This window comes from Nocardiopsis sp. iso_186, assembly GCF_056173365.1.
In genome coordinates, this window is sequence record NZ_CM149670.1 from 197,853 (window position 1) to 210,775 (window position 12,923).

Below are 12,923 nucleotides of genomic sequence, written 5' to 3' on the forward strand. Positions count from 1 at the left end.
AGACATGGCGTTCCAGCTCGGTATCTACACCTTCGGTGAGATCACCTCCGACCCTGCGACAGGGGAGGTCGCCACCGCCCGGACCCGTATCCGGGACCTGATCGAGCAGGCGGCCCTCGCCGACGAGGTCGGGTTGGACGTGTTCGCGCTGGGAGAGCACCACCGCTCCGACTTCGCGGTCTCGGCCCCCGCTGTGGTCCTGGCGGCTATGGCCGAGCGCACCCGCGACATCCGATTGAGCAGCGCCGTGACAGTGCTCAGCTCCGAGGACCCCGTACGCGTGTTCCAGCAGTACGCGACACTGGACCTGATCTCAGGGGGCCGCGCGGAGATCATCGCCGGCCGGGGTTCCTACACCGAGTCCTTCCCCCTGTTCGGTTACGACCTGGAGCAGTACTCGGAGTTGTTCGCGGAGAAACTGGACCTGCTGCTGGAGCTGCGCGAACACAACCCCGTCACCTGGTCCGGGCGTACGCGCCCATCGCTGCGCGGCGCCGATGTCGCGCCGCGCCCCGTGCAGCAGCGTCTGCCCGTCTGGGTCGCCGTCGGCGGTACCCCCGCCTCGGTGGTGCGCGCGGCGGTACGCGGGCTACCGCTCGCACTCGCCGTCATCGGCGGAGAACTGGCACGGTTCGCGCCTTTCGTCCAGCTGTACCGACAGGCGGCGGGCGAGGCGGGACACGATCCGTCCGCACTTCCGGTCAGCGTGAACTCGCCCGGCTTCGTCGGCGCCACCAGCCAGGGGGCGCGCGACCTCTCCCACCCCTATTTCGACCAGGGGATGCAGGAGAACTTTCACCGCAGGGGACACGGTTTCCACACGTCGCGCGCAAGCTACGACGCCCAGAGCACCCTCGGTGGCGCTCTGCTCGTGGGAAGTCCGCAGGAGATTGTTGACAAGCTGCTTTACCAGCACGAACTGCTGGGGCACCAACGCCAACTGATCCAGTTCGGGTTCGGCGCAATGCCGCAGAAGGAGATGCTCAAAGGCATCGAACTGCTGGGTACCGAGGTCGCCCCGGTCGTCCGCAAGGAGATCGCTGCCCGCGAGGCGTCCTGAGCGCCGTCGTCTCACCGCTCCAGCCGGGCCACCGCCGCCTCGGCCAGCGCGAACGACAGCTCCTCCAGCTGGCCCCGGTCAGTGGAGCCCTTGTCGACGACGTTGACCCTGACGGTCACGTTGGCCGCGCGCAGTTCGAGCACGACCGCGTCCGGTTCGACCGTGCCGGCCTGCACCAATGCCTCGTCCACGTCCGGGCCCAGGCCGGTTTCGGCGCCGGTCCGGTGTTCGGGGACCCGGTCCGGCGGATTGTCGGACTGCCCTGAGCGCACGGTGTCGGCGAACTCCTCCTCGGCCTCCGCCTCCGATGTCGCGGTGAAACCCAGGGCGATCCACGCGTCCGGTTCCTGTACGTCGTTCTCGGCGGCGGGGACGACCCAACGGCATTCCCGCGCGGATTCCCCCATGGGCTCGCCCTCGGCCAGGAACTCCTCGGACAGTGCGGGATCGAGCAGGTCACAGGCGGTCGAGGCCGAGTAGGGGCCGGCCGCGGGAATCTCCACGGCGGTCGGTTCCTCGTCGTTGACAAGGAGCAGAAGGGAGGCACTTCCCGCCGACAGCAGACCGACGAGGAAGAACACGGCGAAGCCGTGGACGTGCGCTCTCCACCGATCCGGCTCATGGGCGTTCGCCATCAGGCACCCTTCTCTCGTTCCCTGGCGCGGAGCCGCTCCACCACGTGCTGCCCGATGCCCAGGGCCGCGATGTCGGACGGCGCGCCCTCGGGACCTTTCCGGACGGTCACCTCGACCAGCACGTTGGAGGAAACGCGCAGGACAGTCGCCGGAGCCGTCCCGGACCGGCCGGACACCAGGGAGGAGGGGGCCGCGGACATCGCGTTGACGACCTCGGCCCCCGCCGTCTCGGCGGTGCGTCCCGCCCACGCGCGTCGGGCACCGGCCGGACCGGTTCCGCGCAGGGACGCACCGTAGCGCTGTGCCTCCACGGTCACCACCGTCGCGCTTCCACCGACACCTGATCCGCCCCATACGCAGACGGCACGGTCGGGCGCCACATCGGATTCCGTGGCGTCCGTCGAACCGGATGCGGTGTCGATACCGATCCCCGCCAGGCCGGCGCCCCTGAGTTCCAGCAGGTCACCACAGTCACGCCAAGGCTGCTGGTACTGGCCGGACAGCACACGCTGCCACGGAGGCGAACCCAGCAGCGCCGCAGAGGCGGCCACGGCCGTCACCAACAACAGACACAGCGCCCACCAGACCCCGTGCCGACAGAGCGTCCTCATCGCAGCCGATCCAACGCCTCGGCCACCACGTCGGCGGTCCGGCCCATCAGTTCGGGGTCGGCTTCTTCCCCGCTGGGAATCCAGTGCCGCAGAGCCGCGCGGACGACGACATTGTCCTGGCGCGCGGCCGTCGTCGAAAGAACCTGGTCCCATTCGGTACCGTCCCAGTGCAGCCCCTGATAGGAAACGCCGACGTCGCCGAGGTCGGGGCGCGGTTCCGAGCGCGCTGCGGAATCGGTCGGGAACAGGGCCAGCTGCATCGGGGAGAGGATTCCACCGCCGGTGCCGCCTTCCCGGTGGAAGGACCGCTGCGCGGTCTCCTCGGAGTCCAGCGCGTTCCCGCGGTGAAACACCTCGACGTGCAGCCACAGGGTGGGATTGGTGCTTTCCTGGCCACTGAGGGAGGTGCTGCGCCAGCGGCACTCCAGCCCCTGGTAGCGCTCGAACACGGTGTGGGCCACCAGTTCGGCCTCGGCGTGCTCCACCAGTGCGGTCACAACGGTGTCGGGTACGAGCCCGCAGTCGGCGGGGACCCCGGCGACGACCGCATCGTCCCCGGCTGCCCGCAGCTTCAGCACGACCGACTCCCCGGTGAACAGCAGCACTGTGACCGCACCCGCGACCAGCCCCGCCATGCGGGCGCTCCATGCCTGGCTCACGATCACCTCCACGTTCTGCCGAGAGTCTGGCACCGCTCGGGGGAACGCGATATGCGCATTCCTACTCAGATGAGGCGGGGAACCGGACACACCAAATGGTCGCCTTCGCGGTGCCGCGGAGCAGGAGGGGGCCATTGGGCCGGGGGCTGCGGTTCCGTCAGGCGCCGACTGGCCGAGCGACCGGTCGCGGTATCGATCCGGGCACCCCCGACGCCGCTTCCGTCGGGATGAGGGGCCCGTTCACCTGGCGGTTGGTGGCCCCGGCCGCGCGTCCGGAGCAGGCTCGTACGGGCGCGGGCCGGAACCACCGATGAGTGGCATACCTCCGGTTGAGTCCGCACAGTCCCATAAGTACTCCAATTTTATTTTCCCCCGTTCCGCCAAGTGGCGCGCTTCCGTTTCGCTCGCCGGGTCGCTTTCATGACAGCAACCGAAGGGGGATTGAATGCCGCACCGTGTCCGCTGGCCGCATATCGCTCTCGCGGTCCTGCTTGCGCTCGGTGCGCCACCCGCACTGGTCGGTAAGGCCGGCTCCGCACTCGCCCGGGAAACCGCCGTGCTCTCGCCCAAGGAAGCGGCCGGCGCCTGCGACGCCGCCCGTTATGACGCCGACCACGCGATCGGTGGCTCCGCCCGGGTCAACACCACTCGTTCCGGCTGCCACGCCATCAGCAGTATCACCGGAACGGTTTATGAGGACCGCGCCTTCGACGGAGAGACCTCCGGGGACCCCGGCTGGGAAGGGGTCGGAGTGGAACTCTACGCCGGTGCCGGCGAGACCCCGGTCGCCACCGCCACCACCGGTGCCGACGGCTACTACGGATTTCTCCTCAGCGGGGACATGACGGGACGGACGTACTGGGTGCGCGTGGCCGCCCCCAGCGAACAGGGGCGCAGAGCCCAGCAGAGTTGGGCGGCAGCAGGAGGACGCGGCACCGGAGTCGCCACGGCGTCGGCGCTGTGCGCAGGGGAGTACCGATCCGCGACCGGTCTGTGCCCGAAGGCGGAAACGACGACGACCGATCGGGATGCCGTGGGCCCGGCATTCGCCGCCGCCCAGCACATCACCAGGGTGGATTTCACCGGGAGTGGAGCAGTTGACGACGTTGACTTCGCCTTCGGATCCCCGATCCGGGTCGTCAAGACCGTGGACACCGTGGAAGCGAAGGTTCGCGGCCGGGTCGGCTACACGCTGGAGATCACCAACACCGGACCTCGTGAGCGTGTTGCCGCCGTCACCGACGATCTGGCCGGTGTCCTGGACGACGCCACGTTCGCCGGTGACGCCAAGGCTGCGGCCGGAACGATCGTCCGTACGGGAACCGACCTGATCTGGTCGGGAACGCTGGGCCCCGGTGAGAGCACGACCGTGACCTATTCGGTGACGGTGAACATCCCGGTATCGGGGGACGCGCTGCTCAACGGGAGCGTTACCAGCGTCGGATCCAACTGCTCCTCCGGCGCGGACACGCAAGAATGCGCCGCGACCACCACGGTCACCCCGCCGCAGCCGTTACTGCAGATCACCAAGACCGCCACGAGCGAGACCGTCCAGGCGGGGCGGACGCTCGGCTACACGATCACCGTGGTCAACGACAGCGGGGCCGCTGCCACCGGTCAACAGATCACCGACGACCTGGCCGAAGTCCTCGACGATGCCGTCTACAACGGCGACGCCAAGGCGAGCAGCGGAACAGTCGGGGGTACCGCGAGGACCTTGAGCTGGACCGGGGACATCGCCCACGGTCAAAGCGTCACCCTCACCTACAGTGTGACCGCCCGCAGCCGTGCCACCGGAGACGGCGTGCTGTCCAACACGGTGGTCGCCGATCGGTCCAACTGCGTGCGCGGCAGCCGCGACATGGACTGCTCTACCGATACTCCAGTGGGTCCGCCGTCCCCGCCCCCGCAACTGACGGTCGGCAAGACCGCGGACACCGCGAAGGTGGCGCCGGGCGGCACGGTCACCTACACGATCACCATCGCCAACACCGGTCAGGTCGCCGGGGTCAACCAGGTGGTCACCGACGACCTGACCGGAATTCTCGACGATGCCGTCTACAACGGCGATGCCGCGACCAGCAGCGGCTACGTCAGGGTTCGTGGCGACACGCTCACGTGGGACGGCGATATCGCTCCGGGGGAGAAGGTGACCGTCACCTACAGCGTTACGGTCAACGACCGGGCAACCGGAGACGGGCGGCTCGACGGTGGGGTCAGCGCCAAGAACGGCAAGTGCGACGGGGAATGCGAAGCCGTCACCCTGGTGACCGCGCCGTGCGACTGCTCCGGTCCACCGCCGGATTCGCGGGCCGTGACGGCCCGGGAATGAAGAAGCGCGCCCGTCCGCGGGATTGTCGGACGGGCGCGCTGCCGAGTCAGGGAAGAACCCGCGGGAGGGAGCGGGTCCTGCACTTTTGCCCGATGGGCCCGACTCGGCGCATTCGACGAGTGCCAGGGAACCTGAGCGGCGGGCCAGCGCGCACGGCCGGGAGGGGAGGAGGACGGTGCGCTGCCCGGGGTCAGGTCCATCGCCGAATTCGTGTCCAAGATAGCCCGATAAGCCACAAGTAACCAAGTAAATCCAACCAGAAAATCATGCCAAGCCAATTTGTGGTTGGGTTTTTTCTATCGAGGCTGGTCAAACGGCGTGCCCGAGAACGCCGTTTCGGATCCGTGCCGACGGTCGCCGGTCAGGAAACGATCGACAACAGTGCCTCGACCTGCCTGATGAGCATGATCAGCACCTGTTTGCTGGACTGGCGCCGGCGTGCGTCGCACATGATGATCGGCACGGAAGGCGAGGTGCCGAGGGCTCGGGCGACCTCCTCCGGGTCGTAGGAGTCGGCTTTGTCGTCGTCGAAGCAGTTGACGGCGACGACGAAGGGGATGCCGCGGCGCTCGAAGAAGTCCACGGCCGAGAAGCAGGTGTCCAGGCGGCGGGTGTCGGCCAGGACCACGGCGCCCAGGGAGCCGGTGGCGAGTTCGTCCCACATGAACCAGAAGCGTTGCTGGCCGGGGGTGCCGAAGAGGTAGAGGACGAGTTCGGGGTTGATGGTGATCCGGCCGAAGTCCAGGGCCACCGTCGTGGTCCGTTTGGCCTCCACCCCGTCCAACGCGTCCAGTCCGAGGCTGGCCTCGGTCATGATCTCCTCGGTGCTGAGCGGGGTGATCTCGCTGACCGAGCCGACCAGCGTCGTCTTGCCCGCGCCGAAGCCCCCGGCGATCAGGATCTTGACCGCCTGGGGGATCAACGGCTCGTCAGGCGGTCCGTCAGAGTCTGCGAATGCCATCGAGTACCGCCTGAAGTATGTCCCGGCCGACCGGGCTCTGGCTGGTGTAGGGGGCGCGGGCGAGGACGTGGCCCCGGCCGATCAGATCACTGATCAACACCTTGACCACGGCCACGGGAATGTCCACGTGCGCCGAGACTTCCGCCACCGACAGAGGACGACCGCAGAGTCTCAGTATGGCGAGTTGTTCGGGTTCCAACGCCGTCTCGTCAACATCTGAGCGGGCCGCGATGACCACGCTGATCATGTCCAGCCGGACCACGTCACAGTTCTGTCGTCCCCAAGTCAGAATGTAGGGCCTGACCGGGGACCCGGTTTCGTTGGGTTTCGCGTTCGAAGAGCTCTCATCGGGCATGCGCGACACCGCTACCGGGTGCTGTTCGTTGACACCGGGAGATCCTTCTTCCCGGGCGGCTGGCGGGGGGCGGAGTCGAGTGAGCGGCCGACTTGGTTGACGAGGACGTTCATTTCGTAGGCGATGAGGCCGACGTCGGATTGTTCTTCGGCGATGAGGGCGAGGCAGGCGCCTTCGCCTGCTGCGGTGACGAAGAGGTAGGCGTGGTCCATTTCGACGACGGTTTGGCGTACGGCGCCGCCGTTGAATTGGCGGCCGGTGCCGCGGGCGAGGCTTTGGAAGGCGGAGGCGACGGCGGAGAGGTGTTCGGCGTCTTCGGTGGTGAGTTCGGTGGATTTGCCGATGAGGAGGCCGTCCGCGGAGAGTACGATCGCGCATTTGGCACCGACGGCGCGTTCGACGAGTTCGTCGAGGAGCCAGTCCAGGTCCCGGGGGGCGTTGTTCGTCACGGTGTGTTGGAGTCCTTGTCGGTGTGGTGCTCGGTGTCGTTGGTGCGTTGTTGTTGTCCGGCGAGGCGACCGCGTCGGGTGCCCTGCTGCAACGCCGACATCGTGCGGCGGACCCGCTGGCAGCGTTCCGCGTCGTTCTCCGCGGTCGGTCCCTTGGCGTCCTCGGGCGCCTCGTAGAGCTGCGGGGCCAGATTGGCCTGGGGGACACGTCTGGGGAGTTCGCGCCGCCCGTCCGGAGTTCTTGTGTAAACGGGCGGTACAGCGGGCACCGGACGGGGTCCGGTCGGGAGCGCGCCCGACTTGACGGGGGCGTTGTTGTTTCCCGGTTCACGGCGGGGCAGCCGCTCCGGCTCGTGGGACGCGTGGGCGCCCCTGGGACGGCCGTTGGCGGCCGGAGGCCGCTCCTGTACCGGGACACGGCTGAGGACGTCGCCGTTCACGGGACGTTTGTTCACCACCGGCGCCGCGGTAAGCCGCGGCGCCTCCCGATCGTTCTCGGACTTCGCAGCCGCCGGGGCGCTCGTGAGACGGAGGCGACCACCCGATCGCTTCGTCTGCTCCTGCTCGATACCGGTGATGAGTGTGGTGGGGAGGAGGACGATTGCTTGGACGCCGCCGTAGGGGGAGGCGCGGAGGCGGACTTTGATGTTGTGGCGTTGGGCGAGGTGGGAGACGACGAAGAGGCCGAGGCGCATTTTGTCGTTGAGGCGCATGACGTCGAATTCGGGGGGTGTGGTGAGGAGGTGGTTGGCGGTGGTGAATTCGTCGGGTTTCATGCCCAGGCCGCGGTCTTCGATTTCGATGGTGACGCCGTTGGGGACCTGTTCGCTTTTGAGGTGGACGTGGGTGTGGGGTGGGGAGAAGGTGGTGGCGTTGTTGACGAGTTCGGCGACGAGGTGGATGACGTCGGCGACGGCGGTGCTGGTGAGGTTGACGCGGGCGATTTGTTGGCGTTTGACGCGGGTGTAGTCGCCGGATTCGGAGATGGCGCCGCGCAGGACGTCCATGAGGGGCATGGGGTGGTGCCAGGTGCGTCCGGGGCTTTGGCCGCCGAGGATGAGGAGGTTTTCGGCGTTGCGGCGGGAGCGGGTGGCGAGGTGGTCGAGTTTGAAGAGGTCGGTGAGTTGGTCGGGGTCTTCTTGTTCGCGTTCGAGTTTGTCGAGGAGGCGGAGTTGGCGGTGGACGAGGGTTTGGCTGCGGTGGGCGATGTTGAGGAAGACGCGGTTGACGCCTTCGCGGAGTTGGGCTTGTTGGATGGCGGCTTGGACGGCGGTGCGTTGGGCGGCGTTGAAGGATTGGGCGACTTCGCCGATTTCGTCGTTGGCGACGTCGAGGTCGGGGACTTCGGTGTGGAGGTTGACGGGTTCGTTGCGGCCGAGGCGGTCGATGAGGGCGGGCAGGCGCCGGTCGGCCAACTCCTGCGTGCCTTCGCGAAGATCGCTCAACCGGCCGACCAACTGCTGGGAGGACCGCGTGGAGATCATCAGCGCAAGAACGGTTGCCGCGGCCACTCCCAGGCTGCCCAGCACGGCCACCAGCACCGACTGGTTGGCGAACCCCTCCTGGATGCCTGCCGACGCGATCGCCTCGTCGGTGCCCACCTCGGTGTAGTCGCGCATGACAGGCGCGTAGGCGCCGCGCCACTCCTGTTCGCCCACCGGCATGGACAGGTCCTCGTCCGACGCACCGGTGAACGGGTCGGTCGTGGAAGTGACCTCGCGGGAGGCGATCACGTTCGCGAGTTCGGTGAGGCGGACGTAATCGGGGTCCTCCCACATGTCCGAGACCGCGGCCTCGTGCTCGGGGGAGAGGTACTTCTCCACCGTCTGCACCTGTTCGCGGTAGGCGCCGTAGAGCCGGATGAACTCCTGCTGGTCCTCGCGGCTCAGCTCGCCGGTGGCGAATGCCTGCGACAGTTGCGCGTCGGCCTGGGCGAACAGGTCGAGTGCGCGGAAGGTGTAGGTCGCCGTGATCGCCGGGCCCACGGCCGCGGCAGCCGGCACGGAGCGGGACTGCTCGTCGAAGAGGTCGGCCCCCGACGTGATCAGGCCGTTGTAGAACTCCAGGACCTCGGCCCGGGACGCCTGGCCGTCGTCAACGCGAAGACGCAGGTCCGAGATGGCCCCGAACTGCTCGTCCAGGTCGGTGATGCGTTGCTGGACCGGTTCCGGTGACAGCGGCAGCACCCCTTCGAATTTGCCGAGAACGTCGGTCATGAAGGCGTCGGAGGTCTCGCGGGCGCGGTTCAGGTCGTCCCCGGTCTCCGCGGGGGCCTCGATGTAGGCGATGGTCGCCGAGCGCTCGTCCATCACCGCCACGAGCGCATGCGCGGCCGGAACCAGGATCTCGTAGCTGCCCCGACTCACCGCGTACTGCAAAGCGGCGTTGTAGCCGAGGTAGCAACTGACGATCAACCACAGGACGACGAGGGCTGCCGTGGGCGCGAGGACGATTCTGCGAAGGCGGGACCTGATCGACTGGTTCCGTCGCGTGCGTGCTGACGGCACTGCGCTTTCCTCCAGACCTTGGATCGCCGGGCGCGCCGCGTCGCGGGGGCGGTCTGCGGCGCGCCGCGGTAGGGCGGCTGCGACCGATGCCGGTCCCGCGACTGTCGGGGGTTCGTCATCGGGTCGCTACCTTGAGTAAAGACCACCGACCCGGTGTGGCGTAGCCGATTTCGGTATCCGCTGGAATATGGGTCCGGTGCTGCGCCCGTGTCGTCCTTAGCAGAAGCGTCCTCGACGGGCCAATGGGCAGAGCGGAAAGTCATTCAATGGCGGGTTAAGTGTGCTTTGTTCCTTCTGGGGTCCGGCAGTCCCACTCGGCGCCGCCGTGCGTAATTTGGCTATCGACCTGCAACGAGTACAGAGAGTTTTTCAATAGTCACTCAAAGGGCTGATTTGGGGAGGTGAAGTCGAAGCGGATTGATAACCACTTCCGGAATACGTGACGACACGCTCAGGGCCCAACCGGAAACCCCCTCAAACAGCGGTACCGCCCCGGCCCGCTACCGTGCATCGGTGTCCACCGGTTCCGGGGTGTCGGCAGGCAGGGCAAGGGTGAACACGCTTCCCTCGCCGGGAGTGCTCGCGGCCGTGGCCCGGCCGCCGTGCAGCTCCACGATCTGGCGCACGATCGCCAGCCCCAGGCCGCTACCACCGGTCCGGCGGCTGCGTGACTTGTCGGCCCGCCAGAACCGGTCGAACAGCAGAGGGAGATGGTCGGAGGCGATCCCCTCTCCAGTGTCCTCGACCTCGACCACGACCTCGCGGTGCACCCGGAAGGCGCGCACGGTGACCCGGCCGCCCGGAGGTGTGTGGCGCAACGCGTTGGAGACCAGGTTGCCCAGTGCCTGACGCATCCTGGACGGGTCGGCGGAGACGGTGACGTCGCCGCTGTGGGTGCCGGCCAGGTTCACCGAGCCGCTCTCGGCTCCCCTGCGGTGTCCCGCGACCACCTGGGCGACGATCTCGCTCATGTCAACGGGTTCCGGATAGAGCCGCAGTTTCCCGGCATCGGCCTGCGCCAGATCCTGGAGGTCGTCGATGAGACGTTGCAGCAGCAGGGCCTCACCGATGAGGGTGGCCCTGCGCGCGTGGTCGAGGTCGGCCAACCCGTCCTGCGCCGCCTCCAGCCAGGAACGGATGTTGGCCAGCGGTGTGCGCAGTTCGTGTGAGATGTCGCTGATCATGTCCTTGCGCTGGCGTTCCAACCGGGCCAACCGATGCGACATGTTGTTGAACGCCTCCGCCAACTGTCCGATCTCCCCGCGATCGGACACGCTGACACCGGTTGCCCCTTCGCCGGAGCCCACGCGCTGCACCGCGTCGGTCAGGATGCGCAACGGCCGGGTGAGACGGGAGGACAGCATGATGCTCGCCCCTACCGCCAGGGCGAGGACGACCGCCACGAGTCCGACGATCCGCGTCATCCCCTCCCGGGACAGGGCCAGCCCCGAGGATTCCTCCTCGACCGGGTCACTGATGAACAGCAGCGCGGCCGGTGCGGTGAACGGGCCCAGCAGTTCGCGCCGAGCCGACTCCACGCACGGATCGGACGGGTGGTCGCTGCTCCCGGCGTCGGACGGTTCCAGCAACGGCAGGGCATCGGCCAGGTCCAGGGCCGGGGTTCGCGCCTCCGCTCCGACGCACTCGGAGAACAGCGCATTCAACTCCTCCAGGGCGTCGCGTTCCGTTGTGGTGGGTAAGGCCAGTTCGGCCAGGCCGTCGTTCATCGGGAACCCCTGGACCAGGAGATCTTCGTCGAATTCCGTCGGCTCCTCCGGTACGGGTACCACGGGGAGGGGTGAGGCCACCGGAAGCGCCTCGACGCAGTGGCCCGGCGGCGGACGCTCCGCCGCCTCCGCAACGGTCCGCCGAATACCGCTCAGCGACGTGGACCGGGTGTCCACGCCGGGACGCCCGCTGGGGTTGACGACCACCCGCGACTCGACGCCCAACAGTGTGAGGCAGTTGACGATGGCCTCGGCCAGCTCCAGTTTCTCCGCCCTCTCCTCGTCGGTCAGGGCGAACGGCCCCACCGCGCGGGAGTCGATGGGCGACGCCTCCGCGACCAGGGCCGCGTTGACCGCCAGCGGATCGAGCACCGAGGACACCCGCCCCCGGAGAGGAGTCCCCTCCACTGCGGAGTCGGCGATGGTCCGTCGCTCCTGCGTGGTCAGCGTGATGCGGCGCCCGGTGTCGTCCGCCAGTTCCGACACGAGTCCGCCGGAGTCCGCCCAGTCCGAATGCGTTGCCGCGTACCCCAGCAGCTCGTCGTAGATGCGGGTGTCATCGGCCAGGGTCTGGCCCTGCTCGGTGAGGATCGCCCCCGACGTGCCCTGGACGGCGACCCACGCGGTGGCGGTCACCGAGGAGACCGCCACCAGTACGAAGCCGCCCATCAGCCGGACGGAGAGCCGGTTGTGGGGGCGGGGACCGGGCGTTCGCGTACGGGGCCGGCGTCTACGCATGTCCGGACTCCGGGTCCACCAGTTTGTAGCCGACCCCGTAGACGGTCAGCAGGCGCACCGGCCGTCGCGGCACGGGTTCGATCTTTCGGCGCAGGTTCTTGATGTGTGCGTTGACGCTGCGTTCGGTGATGTAGAGCGCCGCCCCGTGCACGCGCTCCAGCAGCTGGGCCCGGGTGAACACCCGCCCGGGCTCCGCGCACAGCGCCTCCAGCAGCTGGAACTCCACCGGCGTGCAGCCCACCCGGCTCCCCGCGACCTCTACCAGGTGACGCACCGGGTCCACGGTCACGGCGCCGACCCGAAGCGTGCGGTCCTCGGGGCGCTGGGTGCGCCGCACCCGACGCAGCAGTGTCCGCACCCGTGCCATCAGCTCCCGCGGATTGTAGGGCTTGGTCATGTAGTCGTCGGCGCCCAGGTCGAGCCCGGCGAGCAGGTCGTCCTGGGTCGAGCGCGCGGTCAGCATCAGGACCGCGACGTCGGACTCCGCGCGCAGGATCCGGCAGACCTCCAGGCCGTCGCTCCCCGGCATCATCACGTCCAGGACCATGAGGTCCGGACGGTGTCGGCGGGCCGCCGCGATCGCGGCGTGGCCGTCGTGCACCACCAGCACCGCGTGGCCGTCGTGCTCCAGGTAGCGCCGGATCACCTCCGCCTGCATGGTGTCGTCCTCGGCCACCAGCACGTGTGCGCACACGCGTTTTCCCTTTCCGCTTTCCGGGACCGCGCCGGGGGAAGGCCGAGCGCGAAACCGATCGTATGTTCCCAAACGTGCGGATAACCGGCGTCGGGCGCGAACGCACGGGTTGCGCACGCTTTCCTCGCGGGTTCTTCACATTCATCGGTGAAGCTTCCAGCGGGCCGGAGGAAACCCTCCCGGCAGTAGAACCGA

The 12,923-nt window shown here is 68.2% G+C and carries 11 protein-coding genes and 1 pseudogene; 2 read left to right on the forward strand and 10 right to left on the reverse strand.

Annotated features, from left to right (window positions below; translation table 11 throughout):
* The first annotated feature begins 4 nt into the window (after positions 1–4).
* Positions 5–1,060: an LLM class flavin-dependent oxidoreductase gene (locus AC0VYP_RS00875; RefSeq protein WP_285761284.1), complete on the forward strand. Its 1,056-nt coding sequence runs from the start codon at positions 5–7 to the stop codon at positions 1,058–1,060.
* A gap of 11 nt (positions 1,061–1,071) precedes the next feature.
* Here the strand turns inward: AC0VYP_RS00875 and AC0VYP_RS00880 are convergent, their stop codons facing one another.
* Genes AC0VYP_RS00880 through AC0VYP_RS00890 form a run of 3 tightly spaced genes read right to left on the reverse strand, consistent with a single transcriptional unit; the run spans position 1,072 to position 2,965 of the window.
* Positions 1,072–1,695, reverse strand: coding sequence for a hypothetical protein (locus AC0VYP_RS00880; RefSeq protein WP_475472084.1), 624 nt, complete (start codon positions 1,693–1,695; stop codon positions 1,072–1,074).
* On the reverse strand, positions 1,695–2,306 hold the full coding sequence (locus AC0VYP_RS00885) for a hypothetical protein (protein ID WP_475472085.1): 612 nt from the start codon (positions 2,304–2,306) through the stop codon (positions 1,695–1,697). Before AC0VYP_RS00885 ends, AC0VYP_RS00880 begins: the two co-directional genes overlap by 1 nt.
* The gene (locus tag AC0VYP_RS00890) at positions 2,303–2,965 is read right to left on the reverse strand and encodes a hypothetical protein (RefSeq protein ID WP_285761281.1); all 663 of its coding nucleotides are present in this window, start codon (positions 2,963–2,965) and stop codon (positions 2,303–2,305) included. The genes AC0VYP_RS00885 and AC0VYP_RS00890 overlap by 4 nt, the downstream gene beginning before the upstream one ends.
* 445 nt (positions 2,966–3,410) lie before the next feature.
* Here AC0VYP_RS00890 and AC0VYP_RS00895 point away from each other — a divergent pair, with 445 nt between their 5' ends.
* Positions 3,411–5,297: a DUF7927 domain-containing protein gene (locus AC0VYP_RS00895; RefSeq protein ID WP_475472086.1), complete on the forward strand. Its 1,887-nt coding sequence runs from the start codon at positions 3,411–3,413 to the stop codon at positions 5,295–5,297.
* A 361-nt stretch (positions 5,298–5,658) separates the two neighbouring features.
* Here AC0VYP_RS00895 and AC0VYP_RS00900 read toward each other — a convergent pair whose 3' ends face one another.
* The 7 genes and pseudogenes from AC0VYP_RS00900 to AC0VYP_RS00930 all read right to left on the reverse strand — a co-directional run bounded on the left by AC0VYP_RS00900 (position 5,659) and on the right by AC0VYP_RS00930 (position 12,728).
* Positions 5,659–6,258 carry a GTP-binding protein gene (locus tag AC0VYP_RS00900; protein ID WP_285761279.1) on the reverse strand — a complete coding sequence of 200 codons (600 nt, stop codon included), beginning with the start codon at positions 6,256–6,258 and terminating at the stop codon, positions 5,659–5,661.
* A complete protein-coding gene (locus tag AC0VYP_RS00905; RefSeq protein WP_285761278.1) occupies positions 6,239–6,613 on the reverse strand; it encodes a DUF742 domain-containing protein in 375 nt (124 codons plus the stop codon). The genes AC0VYP_RS00900 and AC0VYP_RS00905 overlap by 20 nt, the downstream gene beginning before the upstream one ends.
* An 11-nt stretch (positions 6,614–6,624) precedes the next feature.
* Positions 6,625–7,062 (reverse strand): roadblock/LC7 domain-containing protein, encoded by a 438-nt coding sequence (locus AC0VYP_RS00910; protein WP_475472087.1) that lies wholly within the window; start codon positions 7,060–7,062, stop codon positions 6,625–6,627.
* Positions 7,059–9,569, reverse strand: coding sequence for a sensor histidine kinase (locus AC0VYP_RS00915; RefSeq protein WP_475472088.1), 2,511 nt, complete (start codon positions 9,567–9,569; stop codon positions 7,059–7,061). The genes AC0VYP_RS00910 and AC0VYP_RS00915 overlap by 4 nt, the downstream gene beginning before the upstream one ends.
* A 500-nt stretch (positions 9,570–10,069) precedes the next feature.
* Complete coding sequence (locus AC0VYP_RS00920; RefSeq protein ID WP_475474134.1) at positions 10,070–10,540, reverse strand: sensor histidine kinase; 471 nt, start codon at positions 10,538–10,540, stop codon at positions 10,070–10,072.
* 42 nt (positions 10,541–10,582) lie between these two features.
* Positions 10,583–12,034 (reverse strand): annotated as a pseudogene (locus tag AC0VYP_RS00925) (HAMP domain-containing protein); the annotation flags it as partial.
* On the reverse strand, positions 12,027–12,728 hold the full coding sequence (locus AC0VYP_RS00930; protein ID WP_475472089.1) for a response regulator transcription factor: 702 nt from the start codon (positions 12,726–12,728) through the stop codon (positions 12,027–12,029). The gene AC0VYP_RS00930 and the pseudogene AC0VYP_RS00925, both read right to left, overlap by 8 nt.
* Between the last annotated feature and the right edge of the window lie 195 nt (positions 12,729–12,923).

Bases quoted from the DNA above. Each gene is read 5' to 3' on its own strand.
- AC0VYP_RS00875 (WP_285761284.1), top strand. From the start codon at position 5: ATGGCGTTCCAGCTCGGTATCTACACCTTCGGTGAGATCACCTCCGAC.
- AC0VYP_RS00880 (WP_475472084.1), bottom strand. From the start codon at position 1,695: ATGGCGAACGCCCATGAGCCGGATCGGTGGAGAGCGCACGTCCACGGC.
- AC0VYP_RS00885 (WP_475472085.1), bottom strand. From the start codon at position 2,306: ATGAGGACGCTCTGTCGGCACGGGGTCTGGTGGGCGCTGTGTCTGTTG.
- AC0VYP_RS00895 (WP_475472086.1), top strand. From the start codon at position 3,411: ATGCCGCACCGTGTCCGCTGGCCGCATATCGCTCTCGCGGTCCTGCTT.
- AC0VYP_RS00900 (WP_285761279.1), bottom strand. From the start codon at position 6,258: ATGGCATTCGCAGACTCTGACGGACCGCCTGACGAGCCGTTGATCCCC.
- AC0VYP_RS00905 (WP_285761278.1), bottom strand. From the start codon at position 6,613: ATGCCCGATGAGAGCTCTTCGAACGCGAAACCCAACGAAACCGGGTCC.
- AC0VYP_RS00920 (WP_475474134.1), bottom strand. From the start codon at position 10,540: ATGAGCGAGATCGTCGCCCAGGTGGTCGCGGGACACCGCAGGGGAGCC.